The sequence below is a fragment of the Jeotgalicoccus aerolatus genome (assembly GCF_014635205.1).
GTDB classification, from domain to species: domain Bacteria; phylum Bacillota; class Bacilli; order Staphylococcales; family Salinicoccaceae; genus Jeotgalicoccus; species Jeotgalicoccus aerolatus.
Map to the genome: position 1 here is coordinate 415480 of NZ_BMCN01000001.1, position 18602 is coordinate 434081.

Sequence of the window (18602 nt, forward strand, 5' to 3'; positions counted from 1 at the left end):
TTACAATTCAAAGCTTTTGTCAAGTGATTATTCAGAAAATAGTAAATTGTTTAGTTTTTCTTCCAATTTACGAGTTAAATCTTTACGGGAGTTGCCAGCTGCTAAAAATTCTTTAGTATCAATCGGTTTCCCAAATACAATTGTAACACCTTTTTTTCTATTATACTCCCCTTTTATAATAACGGGAACAATCGGTGCTTCAGATTTGGCTGCAATGAAGCTGGCGCCTTCCTGTAAATCCTGCAGTTTTGTAACGTCCCCCTTGTTGCGGTGGCCTTCCGGGAAGATCAGCAGACAGCGATCTTCTTTTAAAGCATTAATCGATGTTTTCAAGGCCGCTCTGTCACTTTTGCCGCGTGAAACTGGAATGGCATTTAACTTCGGAAATACTTTGCCGATGACCGGCAGTTCAAAGAGTTCAGATTTTGCAAAAAATGACAGCTGACGATCGAGTGCCAGGCCGACTAATGGCGGATCAAAGTCCGAGATATGATTTGAACAGAGCATGACCGGACCGGTTGCCGGCACTCTGTCTTTGCCGATGACTGTTATTTTAAATCTGAGTTTGTAATATCGGTTAAGTAAAAATTTTGCAAATTCATACATAATCACTATACCTCCAGTTTATCTTCGACCAGCTGAATGATCTTGTCTTCGGCTTCTTCAATCGATAAATAACTCGTATCGAGGAGAATTGCGTCGTCAGCCTGGACGAGGGGTGAAATTTCTCTCGTGCTGTCAATCTGATCGCGGCGGATGATTTCATCTGTCAGCGTTTGTAAATCGATGGTATTGCCGCGTGCTGTTTCTTCAAGCAGCCGTCTCTTTGCTCTGACTTCAGGTGATGCCTGCATAAAGATTTTCACTTCAGCATCCGGCAGTACAGTCGTGCCGATGTCCCGGCCGTCCATAACGACGCTGTCAGTGCGGCTGATTTTGCGCTGCATATCAACGAGGTAGGATCTGACTTCCCCGATTGCAGACACGCGGCTGACACTGTTCGTAACTTCAGGAGAGCGGATTTCTTTAGAGACATCTGTTCCGTTTAAGTATACTTCGTCATTAATACCAAACGTAATATCGATATGCTCGGAAATATTTTCAATAATCTTGTCTCCGTGCTCAAGCACGTACAGTGTAACTGCCCGGTACATGGCACCGGTATCAATATATAAAAATTGTAATTTTTTTGCGACGCGTTTTGCAATTGTGCTCTTGCCGGCAGCTGCCGGTCCGTCAATTGCGATGCTGATTTGTGACATTTGATGGCCTACTTTCATTACGGTATTATTAATTCCTGCCCGACACTCAGACTGTCCGGTGTGACGCCGTTCGCTTCCATAATGCGCTGAACATTTTCAGAACTGCCGTCGCCGTAATACTGAATTGCAATACGGTATAAATTATCCTGAGGTGTGACGACGTGGGATGCATTGGCGTTTTGTGTTTCAGAAGGTTCGGTCTCTGTTTCAGTTTCCGGAGTTTCTGTTTCTGCTGCAGTTTGAGATTCATTGTCAGCACTTTCGTCTGCTGTTTCTGCGTCATTTGCCGACTCATCTTCTTCATTCGAAGCTTCTTCAGAATCCTCACTGTCACTGCTGTTTTCAGTCTCTGACTCTGCAGGTTCATCTTCCTTACTCCGTATCGCATTAAGTGATGCGTCTTCTAACTCCTGCAATTCTTCTTGGGAATAATTTGCTTCAAGATCGCTCGCTGCTAAGTCGCCGCTGCGGTTTTCAGCCAGCCGTCTTTCGTGCTCGGCTTTTTGAGCCTGCAGCGCTTCATTAAATTCTGCAGAGTTTTGATCCTCTTCTTCACCCTCAGCACCGCCCTCAGCAGTTTCTTCAGATGCATTTTCATTGGCCAGATTAATTTCATCGTTTAAAGACGGCCAGAAGTTTGAAAAGATTAAGAAAGCAAATAAGACTGTAATCGGAATTAAGACAAGTACTGCGATAAGCCATGGAAGCATCCGTTTCTTGCCGCTGCTGTCTGTTTTTTGTTTTTTATTTCCTGCAGTTTTAGAAGCTGCACCAATACTGCCAAGTTTTTCTTTTGAAACTTTCAGCTCATTTTTAATACGATTTTGATAGGCTGAAAATTGACCGGCAAAAAAAGCTTTTCCCTTTGCAGCATTTTCTGCACTGAAATAACCTTTCAGCTTATCCGATAAAGTGTTATCTTTTGGCTGTTTTTTTTGTTCAGGCTTTTTTTTATTCGGTTCTTTGGTGTCACCGGCTTCTTTAGCTTTATGACGTGCACTGCGGCTCAATTTTTCATGTTTTGGCTCTTCGGATTTTTTGCTACCTGCACTTTTTTTACTAGACTTTTCATCCTGTGCACGCTTATGGTTCATATCTTTGTAAAAATCATCTTTCATAGCGCATTCTCCTAGTAAACTCATTCTTAAGTTTAATTATATATTGTTTGTATGGACATTTAAAGAGTAATCATACTTACGGTGTATTGTTGACGAATTCGATTTTTGTTCATTGATAATTTTTTGATTTTCTCTTAATATAAGTTATGAACTAATCGTAAACGTTAAGAGGTGAAATATATGTGCGCAAAAAAGTACACTATTGTTGATCAGGATACTTGTATCGCATGCGGTGCGTGTGGTGCTGCAGCACCAGATATATATGATTACGATGACGACGGCATTGCTTACGTCATTCTGGATGATAATAAAGGCGTAACGGCAGTGCCGGAAGACCTGCTTGAAGACATGGAAGACGCATTTGACGGCTGTCCGACAGACTCAATTAAAGTTGAGGACGGGCCATTTGACGGCGATCCATTAAAATATGAGTAAAAATTAAGAAGAGGACATTTCTATTTGAAGTGTTCTCTTTTATTAAAAGCATGGGTCCTGTTATTCATAGGAACTATGCTTTTTAATTTGGGTTATTGCTGTATCCTGCTTATGATCAGCTTCCGGACGACGTCGTCAAATTCACCACGTCATCCCAACGTCTCCGGACGACGTCGTCAATTTCACCACGTCATCCCAACGTCTCCGGACGACGTCGTCGAATTCACCACATCATCCCAACGTCTCCGGACGACGTCGTCATTTTCACCACGTCATCCCAGTGCTTCCGGGCGACGTCGTCAAATTCACCACGTCATCCCAGTGCTTCCGGACGACGTCGTCAAATTCACCACGTCATCCCAGCCCGCTCCCGCCCCGCTCTCCTTGTCAAATCAGCCTTTTTATCAATATACAGCTGCAGAATACAAAAAACACCCTTAAAGTTGAACGCTAAGAACAAATTTAAGGGTGAAGTCTGTATTAATTTTAAGAACGCGCTATTTTAATACCGTTTTTTAAGGAGCGGCACTGCTTTTTTGTAAATAATATAGCAGATAATACTTAAAATAATTCCTTTAACAATATTAAATGGAATAATACCGGCCGTAATGACTGTTCTCAGGTTATTAATTATATCTGTCTGATCCACGATTAAACCGTAAGCTGGCAACAGTACGAAATAGTTTAAAATTGCCAGTGCCAGCGTCAGCACTATCGTACCTGCGACGAAACCGGCAATCAGACTTTTAGCAGTCTGGCGTTTGTAATAGAAAAAGTATACCGGCAGCAGGAAAGAAAATGCTGCAAGCAGATTGGCAATCGGGCCGATCGGCTCCGATGCCATTAAAATACTGAACAGCACAATTTTCATAATGATGATCAGTGAACCGCCGATGCCGCCGAATAATACAAAACCGATAAAGGCCGGTATATCAGATAAATCCAGCATTAAAAATGGCGGCAGAAACGGCAGCGGGAATTGTATCAGCATCAAAATAAATGACAAAGCACTTAGGATACTGATGTAAATTATTTTTCTGAGTCGCTGTCTGTCCATTTAGCTCATTCCTTTCTATTTTCCGGGAGTTTAATTGTAAATGTTGTTCCCTCGCCGACAAGGCTGTCTGCTGTAATTGTGCCGTCGTGGTTAGTGATAATATTGCTGACGATATACAGGCCGAGACCAGTGCCGTGTTTGCCTCTGGTTCTTGCCTCGTCCGCTTTATAAAACCGTTCGAAGATATGTTTTAAATTCTCTCTCTTAATACCCGTTCCTGTATCTTTCACTTCTACTGTGATATAACCGTCATCTTCACGAGAAACATTAATTGTAATGACTCCGCCGGCTTTTGTATAGCGTATTGCATTATCAATTAAATTCGTAAAGACCTGATTCAGTTTATCGTAATCGAAAGGAAAGACGACAGTATCAGCAGGAATGTTAATTTCGAGCGTCAATTCGTTATCTCTCATTTCAAAGCTGAAGCGCTGTTGAAGTTCCTCCAGCAAGATGTTAAAGTCCTGCGGCGTAATATCGTAGAGTACTTCGTCTGAGTCCATACGGGCGATGATTAACAGTTCGTTGACCAGTTTATTCATGCGGTCGGATTCGTCTTTAATGATTGAGACCATCTCTTTAACTTCATCAGGTTCTGTAACGATATCGTCGAGCAGCGCTTCTGAATAGCCGCTCAGCATGACCATTGGTGTTTTCAGTTCGTGAGATACACTCGAAATAAAATCAGTGCGCATTTTTTCTGTATTATATTCATCTGTAATGTCGCGAATCAGTACTGTTACGCCATTTTCTTCCTCTGATGATTTGACAGGAGACATGGCGACCTGCAGATGCTGATCGTTCATATCCAGACTCTCCAAATGCGGTTCATCTGTTTTTGATATGTCTTTAAGCATGTCTTTAAATTGCCCGAAGGCTTCTTCATTTTGCTGGAACTGCTCGAAGTACCAGCGGCCTTTATCGTTTGAATAAACGAGTTCTGCGGATGTATTAAAATATATGATACCGTTTGACAGTGATGAAAACACCGTTTCTCTTAAGTTTTTCTCGTGTGTCAGCTCACTGATTGTATTTTTTATATTATCGTTCATTTTGTTAAAGGCTAAAGTCAGCTCGCCGATTTCGTCTCTCGACGTCACTTTAAGCTGATTATATTTACCGCCTGCTGTTTTGAACGACGCATTTTTTAATGCGATTAAAGGTTTGGTAATTCTTGAAATTAAGAAAAATGCAAAGAATGTCGTAATCAGGAACAAGACTGCCGCACTGATAATTAAAATAATTAAAACGGTCATGTACGACTGGTTAACCCGGTCCAGATTGTCGTATTTAATAATCGCGGTATCTGACTCAAAGTATTCGCTTAAATCCGATACTTTAACCATGAACTCACGTTCATTAATATCGTTAACGATAAAAGTGCTGCTCGCTAAGTTTTCAGATATCATTTCGTTATAAATTTCTTCTGCAATTTCATTATCACCAGCGATAAAGGTGCCATCGCTGTAAATGATTAGATTTTCTTCAGCTGCCAAATACGCATCGTTTAAATCAAGCGTATGATTGCTGAGCACAACGTTTTCAATCCGGGTCAGTTCAGTTTCAAGCTGATCTTCGGTCGTGCTTAAGGCGTAGTTTCTAAAGTAAAAGCTCAGAATGAGTGAAAATATAATTAAAACTGTAGTCACTATCATTAAGATAGTAAACCACAGTTTCGTTACTACACTGGAGAAAAAACTCATTTATCGTTAACCTCGAATTTATAGCCGATACCCCAGACAGTATGAATCATCTGGCTCGCTTCCGGTGATACCTTATTCAGTTTTTCTCTGAGCCGTTTAACGTGCGTATCAACCGTTCTTAAGTCACCGTAGAAATCGTAATTCCAGACTTCTTTCAGCAGCTCTTCGCGGTTGAATACTTTGTCCGGACTTTTCGCTAAGAATAAAAGCAGTTCATATTCTTTCGGTGTTAAATTCACTCTCTTTTCATCTGCCATCACGCGGTGTGCGTCATTATCGATGACCAGGTGTTCGTAGACTATCATATCTTTTGCTGAAGAATCCTTTTCGATAAAGGCCGTTTCAGAAGAACGTCTTAAAATCGCTTTAACACGGAGCACTACCTCGCGGGGTGAAAACGGCTTAACGATATAATCGTCAGCACCGACTTCAAGTCCCTCAACGCGGTCGCCCTCCTCGCCTTTAGCTGTCAGCATAATAACGGGTGTTGATTTTTCTTTGCGCAGTTCTTTTGCGACTTCAATCCCGTCCATTTCAGGCATCATTAAGTCGAGCAGAATACAATGGAAATCTTCATTCATTGCCAGCTCAAGTGCGGCTTTGCCGTCACCGGCTTCCGTAATTTCATACCCTTCTCTCGTCAGGTACAAATTAAGCAATTTACGAATACGTTCTTCATCATCGACGACTAGTATTTTCTCTGTCATAATTACCCTCTTTTCATATTAAGCGTAGGAATGCAGGCCGGATACAATTAAGTTAATTGCAATCAGGTTAAACAGAATCAGTATGAAACCGCCAACGGCTAACCAGGCAGATTTCTCGCCTTCATAACCGCGGTTTAAGCGCAGGTGAAGGAAGATCGTGTAGAACATAAATGTAATGAACGCCCACGTTTCTTTCGGATCCCAGCCCCAGAATCTGCTCCAGGCCATCTGTGCCCAAATGGCAGCAAAGAATATGCCGCCGAGTGCAAAGAGCGGGAAACCGATAATAACTGAACGGTAGCCGATTTCATCCATCAGGGCAAGATCGGTTTTCTTAGTCAGCGGCTTAACGAGTGCGAATAATCGTTTTCTAATAATCAGCCGCACGATGCCGTAAGTAATTAAACCGATAATAATTGACCAGACCACTGTGTTTAACGAGTGTGCTTTAATTACCGGCGGCAGGTCGATACCTAAGTGGAAATGTTCTGTCGGTTCGTATTCATTATCACCGACATGTTCAACCGGAATGGCGTCATTGTAGTTCACTATGCTCGGCAAGTGATATTCTGCAATGACCTGTTCGCCCTGCTTGTCCGTATAGTAGAATTCATCGTTATAACCGACAACATATTGCATAACAACTGTTGTCACCATGTACATAATGACTGATAAAATACCGATCATTATGCCTTCTAAAATGCGTGCACGCCATGATTTTTCATCTGCAGGAATTGCTTTGACAAGATAGATCAATCCTGCGACTGCACTCATCGACAGTATACCATAAGACAAGGTTACAGTAATAACGTGAATCGCCAGCCAGTTACTCTGCAGCGCGGGAATCAGCGGCTGAACATCTGTTGAGAACAGGCTGCCGTATCCTAAGAGCAGCAGGGAAATCGGAATGGCAAACAGTCCGAACACTTTTGCTCTGAAATAGTGGTAAGTAATTAAGAAACCGCCAATCAGCATAATTGAGAACATGGCGATAAATTCATACATGTTCGATACTGGTGCATGCCCTGTTGCGAGCCAGCGGAAGATAAAGTACAAAAGCTCGAGTGCGAAGGCAATAATGATCGTCCAGATTGATATTTTTTCATATTTTTTTGATTGTGATTTTGACTTAATACTGATGCCGAGCGGTATAAGCGCAACCAGCAGCAGAATAAATGCGATAAATATTAGTATGTTACTCAGTGATAAAAATGTTGACTCCATAATCTAAACACTATCCTTTCAGCTTATCATTTTCCTCTTTTTCCTGTTTATCATAAACCTGGGCTAAATGATGAGTTTTGAGTACTGCATTCATCTCTTTTTTCAGTCCAAAGTAGTTTTTGTTAGTGTGAGCAGCTATCTTCATCGTATCACCGTCAGCATTAATCCAAATTCTTCTGTGATTAATGTATGAACCGATAAATAACCCGATAAGGAAAATTACAAACCCTGTAGCAATAATCGGCATTGATAAGTCTTTTTTCAAGGTCAGTACACTTGCCATGTGTTCTTCTGCTTCTACGAACTTAATGCTGTATTCGTTGTCTTGTGTAATGTCTGTCGAGTTCATAATCTGCAGCAGACTGAGTTCGTTTTTGTCGCCGGTGCTGACTTCAAAGACAAAGGCCGGATTCGTCGGAACCGGTGTTTCAGATACGAGCGTACCGTTTTCATCAATTTCTAAAAAGTCTGGTGAATAAGCTTTCATGTTGATAGTGACATCGTCAGTAATATTGTAGCTGTCTTTCGGATCGTCGAGACTGACTTCGAAGTTATCACCGATAACGTTGCCTTCACTGTCTTCCAGTCTGAAAGTCATCGATTTCATTTGAGAGTTGTCGTAACTCGACTGATACAATTCATAATCATCAAAACGGTAAGGATGGTTAACTCTAATACTGTAGTCATCCACTTCCTCTAAGTCAGGTGATGAGCCGACGATATCAGCCGATTTGTTTTCATACATAGTAATGTCCGTCTGGAAGTTGCTGATCGTCATTGCCTGGTTGTTTTGCAGTGACTGATCGAAGACTGTGCCGGAATCTTCATCGTATGTATCGAGTGTAAAGCCTTCATTCTTAACGTAGTATTTACCTTCTGTCGTCGGAATGCTGACTGTTTCGCCTTCTTGAGCGTAAATCAGTTCATCGACGTAAACGCCTGGGAAAAATCTCAGCATACTGCCTGCCAGTAAAATAATTAAGCCGGTATGGTTAATGTACGGGCCCCATCTGGACAGACGTCCCTTTTCAAACAAGTAGTTGTTGCCGTCCTGTTTCAGCTTATATTTTTTAGCTGTAAAAGATTTTGCGATGTCATCCGGATTAACAGATGTATCGTATTCGTTAAAGACGCGCTGGCGCTTAAAGAAAGAGTCGTGCTTTTTAGCACGCTGATTTTTAAGCGATTTATACAGCGGCACCCCTCTGTCAACGCTGGCAGCGATTAAGGACAGGGCAAGCATCCCCATTAAAAGAACAAACCACCATGATGAGTACAGCTGGGTAAAACCGAGTTTGTAATACAGCGTACCGAACGTACCGTACTGCTCAGTATAGTGCTGCAGCGGATCGACACCGACCGGAATAAAGTATTCCTGCGGTAAAATAGTACCAATCGCAGCTGCGATAGCGATTAATGCAATAATAGTGACACCGATTTTAATGGATGTGAAAAAATTCCATATCTTATCAAAGATACTTTGTGAGCGGACTTTTGAACGTACTGCACTGCCGTCGTAGCGCATTAAATCTTTTATTTTTTTCTTGTCGTAATCTTCATTAATCATTTTCCCGCAAGACTGGCACAGCTGAGTGCCCGGAGGATTAATATGACCGCAGTGATTACATTTAATTTCTTTTAATTCCATAGTAGGTCATCCTATTCCAGAGATTCGTCTATAAATGTGTAGATATCCTCTTTCGTTAGCTGATATTCCTGTTTTTTAACGACTGTGCCTTCTTTATTGATTGCTATAGTCGTCGGCAGCGGACCGATATTATATGCTTTCGTTACACTGCGGTTTTTATCGAGTGCAATCGGATAATCGAGGTTCTCAGATAGTCCTGATAAAAACTGTTCAATCTGCTGGTTATTTTCCGACACGTTGACGGCGATAATTTCGTAATCTTCATGTCCTTCATTGTAGACCTGATTCATGTCAGGCATTTCTTCGCGGCACGGTTTGCACCATGTCCCCCAGAAGTTTAAAATAACCCCTTTTTCATCGGTAATTTGAGACAGTTGAATTTCTTCACCGCTCAATGTTTCAAGTTTAAAATCGACTGCTTCGTCTCCGACGTTTACCGTTTGAGTGCCGTCCCTCAAATTTAAGTAAAGCGTAATGCCTAAGAGTGCTGCAATCGTTATGATTGTACCTGTACGAATAATTTTTCTAGTTCCTTTTTTCAACGTCAGGCCCCTTTCCAAATTGATATAAACCGCAATAAAATGCGTACGTAGCAATTATTATAACACTACACATTTTGTTGCGGTTTGACAGTATTATGACATTTAAACGCTTACTTATTACTGTTGGCAATCAATTTCTTCACTTCGTGCGGTTTTAAGAAACGGTATTCCCCTTCTTTTAAGCCGTCCAGTGTTAGGAAATCGAAACGGATCCGGGTCAGTTTTGTGACGTTTAAACCGAAGTGTTCAAACATTCTTCTCACCTGGCGGTTGCGTCCTTCATGAATGGTAATTTCTAAAATCATGTCTTTGCCGCCCTTGTCGCGGATGACTTTTAAATCACACGGTGCAGTTAAGCCGTCGTCGAGTTTAATCCCTCTTCTCATTTCATCCTGCTGATGGCGGAGAAGAATGCCATCTGTTTTAACTCTGTAAGTTTTCTTCATTTCAAATTTCGGGTGTGTCATATGCTGGGTAAACTCACCGTCATTCGTTACGAGCAGCAGTCCTGATGTATCGTAGTCGAGTCTGCCGACCGGATAGAGTCTGGCATCGATATCGTGGAAAGCATCGATGACAGTATCTCTTTTTTTATCATCTTCAGCTGCTGAAATTTCCCCAGCCGGTTTGTAGTATAAAATGTGTACGGGCTCTTCTTTAGTCAGCAGCACACCGTCTACTGTCACCTGATCTTTGTCAGTGACCTGCAGGCCGGGTTCTGTTACTTTTTTGCCGTTAACAACAACGCGTCCTTCTTCGATCAGCTTATCTGCCTTACGTCGTGAAGTAATACCTGCGTCTGCAATTTTTTTATTAATACGAGTTGTTTTCATTGATTTTGCTCCTTTAAGCTATTGAAGAACAGATCTATTTCTTCCTGTTCTGCTATCATATCATCTGCCGGCAAGTCGTCTAAAGACTTAAGACCGAATATTTCTAAAAAGCTCTGGGTCGTCTCAAAATACTGAGCGCGCTCATCTGTAATGTTTTTCTTTTTTACTAACCCTTTATTGATCAGCGTAGAAATTGGACCGTCTGACTGAATGCCGCGCACGCTTTCGATACCGGACCTTGAAATCGGCTGATTATAAGCAATGATAGCCAGCACTTCTAAGGCAGCCTGCGATAATTTCTTAGCCGGCCGGTCATCGAGGACGCGCTTAATATACTTTTCCATTTCTTCAGTCGTCTTTAAAAAGTACATATCTCCGTGATTGACGATCGTAAAATGTTCCTTGTCGTACTGCTTCACTTCATTTTCAAGCTGCATTTTTGTTATCGGCACATGCATCATCAGCGTTTCTTCACTTAAACCTAAGTCACCGGCGATGTATAATAACCCTTCGATAATATTAATTTTTTCCAAAACTTATGCCAACCTTTCAAGCTCAAAATCATCTTCTGTAAGCAGTGTAATCTGATAGAGATTTTGACTGATGTAATCTAGAATAGTAATAAATACTTGAACGACTTTGTTTCTCGGTTCGTTAAAACTGAGCAGTTCAGTCATTCTCATCGATTTTTTATGTTCGAATTTTGACGCGATAAAAGAAGCCGCCATATCTTTAGTGTACTCTTCTTTACGAACGACGACGTAAGCATCTTCGGTTAAAGAAACGCGGGATTTGACTTTGCTGTAAGCTTCCAGCAAGTCGTTCAGCGACAATTCGAGCGTCGTGCTGTCGTCATCCTCGTCTTCAAACAGATGCGGTGCCTTCACGAAGAGATGCTGGTTTTCTTCTTTTAACTTATTCAATTCTTCAGCATATAATTTATAATTTTGATATTCTATTAGCTGGGACATTAATTGTTCGCGGGGGTCTTCGTAATCCTCATCCGCCATCGGCGGTTCCGGCAGCAGCATATGGCTTTTAATTTTAACCAGCTCGCTCGCCATGACGAGGTAATCGCTCGCAACGTTCAGCTCGAGTTCTTTCATCTGATTAATGTATTCCATGTACTGTTCAGTCAGCATCTTCATTGGAATATCGTATATATCGATTTCCAGTTCTTTAATCAAATGAAGGAGTAAATCGAGCGGTCCTTCAAAAACATCTAATTTTACTTTATAGGCAGTCATTATAAAACCTCAATTTTAGGAGTGATACGTATCGATAAAGAAATACTTTTACAATTCTTTAACGAATTAATTATAAAGCAAGATTACTTCGAATGCCATGAAATCATGGAAGAAGCTTGGAAAGATAAGGGGGAATTCACAAAGGGAGATCCGGAAGTGTTCATGGTGCTCATTGTTACCGGTGAATATCATTACCGCCGGGACAATGTTATCGGTGCTGCAACATCTTATAAACGTGCGCTGAAATTATACGAACAGCATAGGTATGATGTTGGTGAATTTGGCTTTAAAGATGAGCTGGTCGATATGCTCCGGGAAAGATATATCCATTTGGCCGACATCCCATTCGTTCCGCTGCAGTACCCTGTCGAAGACTGGGTCTATGAAGGGCTGTATCAATTGCACGGTGCAGAATTTGAATCGTATACCGCATTTACTTTGTCATTGCTGGAACGCTTTGAAAAAGATGAAACCATCGTCGATAAACACAAGCTCCGTGACCGTGAAGAAGTCATCGAAGCGAGGCTCGAAGCGTTGAACCGCAAATTGATGAAGCGAAAATAAGCGGCGGCATGGGATTTGGGTGCGTGTCCCGTCATTGTGAAAACGACAATGACGGAATAAACGCCATAAAACAAGAACGGTCCAGGCACTAGTGCTTGGACCGTTCTTAATTATTATACAAATACCATCCAATATATAAATCCCCATACGATACTCAAAAGGAGTATGCCGAAGAAGATGACGTATCTTGCTTTTTTCATTTATTTCAGTTCCTTTAAGAAGCTCGTGCCGTGTGTTTCATAGTCGACGCCGAAGTTTTCAGCGATTGTTGCAGCAACGTTGCTGAATGTCTGGCACTGGCTGATTTCTTTAAAGTCTAAGTCTTTGCCTGATGTGATTAATAATGGGACGTATTCTCTCGTATGATCAGTTCCCGTATAAGTCGGATCGTTACCGTGGTCGGCTGTAATGATTAACAGCTCATCTTCACCGAGTTTTTCAGTCAGTTCAGGCAGTCTGTCGTCGAATGCTTTTAGGGCATTACTGTAGCCGACAGGGTCACGGCGGTGGCCGTATTCTGCATCGAAGTCTACTAAGTTTAAGAATGATAAGCCGTTAAAGTCGCGGTCCATTACTTTGAGCAGTTTATCGACGCCGTCGTCATTATTTTTCGTACGGACTGCATCGGTAATGCCGCTGCCTGTGAAGATATCGTTAATTTTACCAATCGCGATAACGTCTTTATCGTTTTCTTCTAAAGCGTTCAGCACAGTTTTACCAAATGGCTGCAGCGCATAGTCGTGACGGTTTTCTGTACGCTTGAACTCACCTTTTTTAGAACCGACAAATGGACGGGCGATTACACGGCCGACTAAGAATTCAGGGTCTTTTGTCATTTCGCGCACTTTTTCGCAGATGTCGTATAGTTCTTCAAGTGGAACGACTGCTTCATTTGCTGCTATTTGAAGCACAGGGTCGTTTGATGTATAAATAATTAAATCACCGGTTTCAATCTGGTGCTCACCAAATTCTTCGATAATATCAGTACCGCTGGCTGGTTTGTTGCCGACGATGCCGCGTCCGGTTGCTTCAGTGATTTTGTTTAAAAGTTCTTCCTGAAAGCCGTCCGGATATACTTTGAATGCTGTATCGATATTTAAACCAGCAATTTCCCAGTGGCCAGTCATAGTATCTTTACCTTTTGATACTTCCTGCATTTTCGTATAGAATCCTTCAGTTTTTTCCTGCTGATCAACGCCCGGCAAGTCATCGATATTGCCGAGTCCGAGTTTAGCTAAATTCGGCAGCGTATTTGGATGAGATTCCAGCGTATGTTTTAAAGTGTGTGTGCCTTTGTCTCCAAAGTCTGCTGCATCCGGCGCTTCACCGATACCTACAGAATCGAGAACGATTAAGTGAATCTTTTTGTACATAATTTTTATACCTACTTTCTTGGATGGAACTGCTTATACATTTCTCTAATTTTTGTCGCAGAGATTTGAGTATACACCTGGGTTGTTGAAATATCGGAATGGCCGAGCATTTCCTGGACTGCACGGAGATCTGCCCCGTTTTCAATTAAATGCGTTGCAAATGAATGTCTGAACGTATGCGGCGTAATATTTTTACTGATCCCGCTGATCAGAACATATTTTTTAATCGTTTTCCACAACCCCTGCCGGGTGAAACCTTTACCTCTGTTCGTAAGAAACAGTATATCAGTATTTTCGTGCTTTAATAACATCAAACGCTGATTTTTTATATAATCGTTTAATTTTTCTGCAACATATTCAGTCGTCGGGACGATTCTTTCCTTGTCCCCTTTACCGTATACATGAATAAAACCCATATCCAGATTCAAGTCGCTGAGCTTTAAATTAATCAGCTCACTGACTCTGAGTCCGCTGGCATATAACAGCTCCATAATGGCATTATCCCGAATACCCTGAGGCGTCTTGTCCGGTGCCTGCAGCAGGGTCTCCATTTCTTCGATTGATAATACGACCGGCAATTCTCTTTCTTCTTTTGGTGTCGACAGCCTGAGTGCTGGATTTGTGTCTATAATACGCTCAAACTGCAAAAACTGATGGAAGTTTCTGAGTGTTGACTGCACCCGTCTGATGGTTTTAGAGCTTTTATTGTTTTCCGATAAAAACTGTAAAAATGCTACGAGGATTTCAGTCGTTATGTCTTCGACTCCCGTAACATTCTCATCTTTTAAATATTGGCTGTATTGTTTTAAATCCTGCTTATATGATGAAATGGAAGCATCACTTAAACCGCGTTCAATTTTTAAATACGTTAAGTACTCATCGATATGACGATTAAGCATCCGTATTTCCTTCTTTCCCTTTGCACTCGCTGCAAATGCCGTGGAAGGTTAATCTGTGATCGATAATATCAAAGTTAAAATCGCGGCTGACAATTTTCTCAACATCTGTCAGTAAATCTTCCTCGACTTCTTCCACTGATCCGCAGTTAATGCAAATTAGATGATGGTGAAAATGCTGGGCACCTTCTTTTCTTAAATCATATCTAGACACACCGTCGCCGAAATTCACTTTATCAAGTACATTCAGTTCATTTAAGAGCTCCAGTGTCCGGTAAACTGTTGCCAGTCCGATTTCCGGATATTTATCTTTAACTTTCATAAAAACGTCTTCGGCACTCAGATGAGAGCTTTCGTTTTCGAGCAATACTCTCACAGTGACTTCACGCTGTGGAGTTAATTTATAACGAGCATCGTGCAATGCTTCTTTAATACGCTCAATTCTAGTTTCCACAACTGCACCTTCTAACTTTTAAATTCTTATTGATAACAATTATACATAAAAGAGAATGATTTTCAATCTTATTGATAATGATTATAAATAACTTTCTCTTTGAAGTACGTGATGAACAGCGACAAGTGTCTTGCCGTCTCTAAATTCACCATTGTCCATTTTCTCTTTCAGCTCGCTCAACGGCACTGTGACGACGTCTAAAAACTCATCGTCTTCCAGTTTTAAATCACCGAAAGTAATATCTCTTGCTTCATATAAATGAATCAGTTCATTTGAGAATCCGGGAGAAACATAAAACTCATACAGTTTTTTTATGTCTTTGGCAACGCCGCCGATTTCTTCTTTTAATTCTTTAATGACTGTTTGATCGGGATGTTCATCAATTTCAATTTTTCCCGCGGGAATTTCCAGCAGTACTTCTTTAGTTGAAATGCGGTATTGTTTAACAAAGTACATATATTGGCTGTCCGTCGCAATAACTGCAACTGCCCCTTTGTGGTAAACTACTTCTCTGTAAGCCTCTTTACCATCAGGTAAGTCGACAGTCAGTCTTTTGACATCGATTATTTTACCCTGGTAAATATCTTCCTCTGAGCGTTTAGTTTCAGTTAAATGTTCGTTAGAAATATTAATCACCGCTTTTTCAAATTTACATTAAATATATCATATAATTTTATAAAAATAACAATTTGATAATTATAACGGGATGATATAATAATATATGTTAATAATAAAGGAGGACCATAATGAATAATTTCATTAAATGGCTGGGCGCTTTGTTCGTCTCAGCAGCCGTGCTGTTTATATCTCTCGGCTATTTTGCATCATCCCAGATTATGTTTTTTAAACTCCGGGACGTTGAAATAGTGAAACGCCGGGAAACACGTGCCAAGCGCATGAACTTGGAAGAATACGATAAACTTCCTAAAGACATTGTGAATGTCCGATCTAAATTCAGCTACAATATCAGTGCAACATTTATCTACCCGAACGACACAAATAAATGGATTGTTATTTGCCACGGCGTATCGGAAAATAAACTCAGTTCGACGAAGTACGTTAATTTATTTACCGGACTCGGTTTTAACTGTGTTGTATATGATGCCAGACGCCACGGCGATTCAGGTGGTGTCGATTCAACATACGGTTTCTATGAGAAATTTGATTTAGAAGCTGTCATTGACTACCTGCTGGACAATTATGGAGATGATATAGAATTTGGTGTCCACGGCGAATCGATGGGCGCAGCAACAACTCTGCTGTACGCCGGTGAATTATCAAATAAGGCGAAATTCTATATTTCCGATGCTTCATTTGCTAAGTTCAGCGATCAGCTGGCGCATATATACAGCTCGTATTCACGCGTCGCATCACCGGTTGTACTGTTCTTTACTTATGTCTTTTTAAAAGTCCGCAGCAAGTTCAGTCTATATCACGTGTCACCGGTTAAAGTTGTCGACAAAATCGAACAGCCGGTCTTATTTATTCACTCTAAACGCGATTCTTTCATTCCTTATGAATCAACGGTTGAATTATATAAGAAAAAAAGAGGACCGAAAGAACAATGGTATCCTGCCCGGGGCAATCACGTTGAAAGTTACAACCGAAATCCCAAGCAGTACCGTCAAACGGTCGCTGAATTTATTGAACGTTACGCGGGATGGGAAGTTCAAAATAATCAAAAGCAATAGCGGCTTTGTCATTTAAAGCAGCACTGACTTCCCTGATATCTTCATCTGTATATCTGCTGCTGATATGTACGAATAGCAGCTGTTTGTAATTCAGTTCTGAAAACATATTGAGCACCTGGTTAATTTCCGAATGGAAATAATCATGTGCTTTTTCTTTTTCATCTTTTAAAAATGTCGCTTCGTGCACGATCAAATCTGCATTAAACAGCTGATTTAAATAGTCTTCTTTACTATTTAATCTCGTATCGCCGTGCACTGCTATTTTTCTGCCGTAAATCGTTTCACCGATAAAATCAGCGGTTTGATATTCCTTACCCTCAACTGTGAATGTTTCACTGGCTTTGATTTTACCGTAAACGGGACCGGGCTTTAAGCCGAGTGCCAGCAGTTTATCGGTCAGCAGCTCGCCGATTTTGTCATTCTCTTTAAAAATATAAGCAAAGGAATCGATACCATGTGATAATGGAAGCACACGGACTGTGAAATCATTCAGCCGAATGGTCATATCAGCTTCGACTTCTATAATTTCAAGCGGGTAATTGAGCGTGCTTTCAGATATTTTGAATGTTAAGTCCAGCCATTCTCTTAAACCGGCTGGACCGTAAATCGTCAGCGGAATCCCCTCGCCGCCTTGAAATGCCCGGGACGATAAAAATCCGGGCAGACCGAAAATATGATCGCCGTGCAGATGCGTAATAAATATATTTTTGATTTTAGATGGTTTAATATGAGTATGGAGTATGCGGTGCTGCAGCGCTTCACCGGCATCAATTAAAATATATTCATTGTATTCAAGCACGCAGTCTATAACAAAGCTCTGCGTATTTCTATCTTTGGACGGCAGCCCTGCTCCCGACCCCAAAACAGTAAATTTCATTTCGACACCTCGTTAATTAATTGCTTCATTATATCATATAATGAGTTGTGTTTTTAAGCCGGGGGTGGAATAATAAATAAGAGTAAACTAAGTAAGGTGATTACATGGAAACGATTCGTTTTGTAGAAAGATTTATCGTGTATATAGAAGACCACCTCAGAGAAGATATCGATTTCTCAGAGGTTTTGGAGAACATGGGTGTAGAACAAAAATCATTCCTGACGATATTTACATCTCTCGTCGGTATGACACCCGCTCAGTATCAGGAAAAGCGCTGCATGACTGAGATTGCCTATGAAGTGTTTCAGGGACATAGACGGCTCGTTGATATTATTAAATATTACGGCTACCGTGATGTGGATCAATTTAAGAAAATATATAGCCGCACGTTTGGTATTTCAGTTCATGAAACTGAACGTAATATTAAAAAAATGGATCTGCTCGACTTTATTTCTTTTGAAGTTGTACCGACGAAACAGCCGAAATACAAATCTCAGCGCGTTTTTATTAAAAGTTTTCGTTTAATCGGCATCGCCCAGTATTTTGATATCAATTCATATCATTCCAGCTATAAGTACAAGTTTTTAAAAATACTTGAACGCGAAGGTTTAATCGATGAAATACTCAGATACAATGATGGTTTTGTAAAAGGTATCTTTGTGCAGGAACGCGTAGTAGATAATGAAATCGAAATATTTGTCGGCACAGCGAGCAATCAACAGACTCCGTTTGATGAAACATTTACAGAATCGATGTATTATCAAATATTCGATACGTCGGGAGCACCGGATTCAGCAATCGACCAAGTCTATGAGTATATTTTCCGCAGATGGCATTTCAGAGAAGAAGTGAATTTAACTTGCGACTTCTCATTAGAACTGATCAAACACACTTATTCGCTCGATGATGCGGACACAAAAATTCAAGTCTGGCAGGCCTTGGATGAATAAGATTTATTCTATTTGAACATA

At 41.0% G+C, this 18602-nt stretch carries 21 protein-coding genes; 4 read left to right on the forward strand and 17 right to left on the reverse strand.

Going from position 1 to position 18602, the window contains the following annotated elements; translation table 11 throughout:
- Positions 1–27 precede the first annotated feature (27 nt).
- Genes IEU81_RS02135 through IEU81_RS02145 form a run of 3 tightly spaced genes read right to left on the reverse strand, consistent with a single transcriptional unit; the run spans position 28 to position 2380 of the window.
- Complete coding sequence (locus tag IEU81_RS02135) at positions 28–606, reverse strand: lysophospholipid acyltransferase family protein (RefSeq protein WP_231957134.1); 579 nt, start codon at positions 604–606, stop codon at positions 28–30.
- A 5-nt stretch (positions 607–611) separates the two neighbouring features.
- A complete protein-coding gene (cmk, locus tag IEU81_RS02140) occupies positions 612–1280 on the reverse strand; it encodes a (d)CMP kinase (RefSeq protein WP_231957136.1) in 669 nt (222 codons plus the stop codon).
- Positions 1280–2380, reverse strand: a complete 1101-nt coding sequence (locus tag IEU81_RS02145) for a LysM peptidoglycan-binding domain-containing protein (protein WP_186090084.1) — start codon at positions 2378–2380, stop codon at positions 1280–1282. The genes cmk and IEU81_RS02145 overlap by 1 nt, the downstream gene beginning before the upstream one ends.
- Before the next feature lie 180 nt (positions 2381–2560).
- Here IEU81_RS02145 and IEU81_RS02150 point away from each other — a divergent pair, with 180 nt between their 5' ends.
- On the forward strand, positions 2561–2815 hold the full coding sequence (locus tag IEU81_RS02150) for a ferredoxin (protein ID WP_092594654.1): 255 nt from the start codon (positions 2561–2563) through the stop codon (positions 2813–2815).
- A 502-nt stretch (positions 2816–3317) separates the two neighbouring features.
- Here IEU81_RS02150 and IEU81_RS02155 read toward each other — a convergent pair.
- The 9 genes from IEU81_RS02155 to IEU81_RS02195 form a co-directional block, all read right to left on the reverse strand.
- A complete protein-coding gene (locus tag IEU81_RS02155; RefSeq protein ID WP_092594652.1) occupies positions 3318–3872 on the reverse strand; it encodes an ECF transporter S component in 555 nt (184 codons plus the stop codon).
- A 5-nt stretch (positions 3873–3877) separates the two neighbouring features.
- Positions 3878–5527 carry a HAMP domain-containing sensor histidine kinase gene (locus IEU81_RS02160; RefSeq protein WP_231957137.1) on the reverse strand — a complete coding sequence of 550 codons (1650 nt, stop codon included), beginning with the start codon at positions 5525–5527 and terminating at the stop codon, positions 3878–3880.
- Positions 5528–5571: 44 nt separating this feature from the next.
- Positions 5572–6282, reverse strand: coding sequence for a response regulator transcription factor (locus IEU81_RS02165; protein WP_092594648.1), 711 nt, complete (start codon positions 6280–6282; stop codon positions 5572–5574).
- Between the two features lie 18 nt (positions 6283–6300).
- Complete coding sequence (gene ccsB, locus IEU81_RS02170; protein ID WP_186090087.1) at positions 6301–7506, reverse strand: c-type cytochrome biogenesis protein CcsB; 1206 nt, start codon at positions 7504–7506, stop codon at positions 6301–6303.
- 10 nt (positions 7507–7516) lie between these two features.
- Positions 7517–9154 (reverse strand): cytochrome c biogenesis protein ResB, encoded by a 1638-nt coding sequence (locus IEU81_RS02175; protein WP_186090089.1) that lies wholly within the window; start codon positions 9152–9154, stop codon positions 7517–7519.
- 11 nt (positions 9155–9165) lie between these two features.
- Positions 9166–9696 (reverse strand): redoxin domain-containing protein, encoded by a 531-nt coding sequence (locus tag IEU81_RS02180; protein WP_092594642.1) that lies wholly within the window; start codon positions 9694–9696, stop codon positions 9166–9168.
- Positions 9697–9806: 110 nt separating this feature from the next.
- Positions 9807–10529 carry a pseudouridine synthase gene (locus IEU81_RS02185; RefSeq protein ID WP_092594640.1) on the reverse strand — a complete coding sequence of 241 codons (723 nt, stop codon included), beginning with the start codon at positions 10527–10529 and terminating at the stop codon, positions 9807–9809.
- The gene (gene scpB, locus IEU81_RS02190) at positions 10526–11062 is read right to left on the reverse strand and encodes an SMC-Scp complex subunit ScpB (RefSeq protein ID WP_092594638.1); all 537 of its coding nucleotides are present in this window, start codon (positions 11060–11062) and stop codon (positions 10526–10528) included. The genes IEU81_RS02185 and scpB overlap by 4 nt, the downstream gene beginning before the upstream one ends.
- Positions 11063–11065: 3 nt before the next feature.
- Positions 11066–11776 carry a segregation and condensation protein A gene (locus IEU81_RS02195; RefSeq protein ID WP_092594636.1) on the reverse strand — a complete coding sequence of 237 codons (711 nt, stop codon included), beginning with the start codon at positions 11774–11776 and terminating at the stop codon, positions 11066–11068.
- A gap of 21 nt (positions 11777–11797) precedes the next feature.
- Between IEU81_RS02195 and IEU81_RS02200 the strand changes: the two genes are divergently transcribed.
- The gene (locus IEU81_RS02200) at positions 11798–12340 is read left to right on the forward strand and encodes a DUF309 domain-containing protein (protein WP_176760545.1); all 543 of its coding nucleotides are present in this window, start codon (positions 11798–11800) and stop codon (positions 12338–12340) included.
- Positions 12341–12540: 200 nt separating this feature from the next.
- Here IEU81_RS02200 and deoB read toward each other — a convergent pair whose 3' ends face one another.
- The 4 genes from deoB to IEU81_RS02220 all read right to left on the reverse strand — a co-directional run bounded on the left by deoB (position 12541) and on the right by IEU81_RS02220 (position 15699).
- A complete protein-coding gene (gene deoB, locus IEU81_RS02205) occupies positions 12541–13722 on the reverse strand; it encodes a phosphopentomutase (RefSeq protein WP_092594632.1) in 1182 nt (393 codons plus the stop codon).
- A gap of 2 nt (positions 13723–13724) precedes the next feature.
- Positions 13725–14612: a site-specific tyrosine recombinase XerD gene (xerD, locus tag IEU81_RS02210; protein WP_092594630.1), complete on the reverse strand. Its 888-nt coding sequence runs from the start codon at positions 14610–14612 to the stop codon at positions 13725–13727.
- Positions 14605–15063, reverse strand: coding sequence for a ferric iron uptake transcriptional regulator (gene fur / locus IEU81_RS02215; RefSeq protein WP_092594628.1), 459 nt, complete (start codon positions 15061–15063; stop codon positions 14605–14607). Before fur ends, xerD begins: the two co-directional genes overlap by 8 nt.
- A gap of 81 nt (positions 15064–15144) precedes the next feature.
- Complete coding sequence (locus tag IEU81_RS02220; protein ID WP_231957140.1) at positions 15145–15699, reverse strand: NUDIX hydrolase; 555 nt, start codon at positions 15697–15699, stop codon at positions 15145–15147.
- A gap of 110 nt (positions 15700–15809) precedes the next feature.
- Between IEU81_RS02220 and IEU81_RS02225 the strand changes: the two genes are divergently transcribed.
- Positions 15810–16754: an alpha/beta hydrolase gene (locus tag IEU81_RS02225; RefSeq protein WP_092594626.1), complete on the forward strand. Its 945-nt coding sequence runs from the start codon at positions 15810–15812 to the stop codon at positions 16752–16754.
- Here IEU81_RS02225 and IEU81_RS02230 read toward each other — a convergent pair.
- Entirely contained in the window at positions 16705–17631 is a 927-nt protein-coding gene (locus IEU81_RS02230; protein WP_186090090.1) for an MBL fold metallo-hydrolase, read from the reverse strand. The two genes, IEU81_RS02225 and IEU81_RS02230, sit on opposite strands and share 50 nt — an antisense overlap.
- Before the next feature lie 104 nt (positions 17632–17735).
- On the opposite strand from IEU81_RS02230, the gene IEU81_RS02235 reads away from it, so the two are divergent.
- Positions 17736–18581, forward strand: a complete 846-nt coding sequence (locus tag IEU81_RS02235; protein ID WP_186090092.1) for a helix-turn-helix domain-containing protein — start codon at positions 17736–17738, stop codon at positions 18579–18581.
- The last annotated feature ends 21 nt before the right edge of the window (positions 18582–18602 follow it).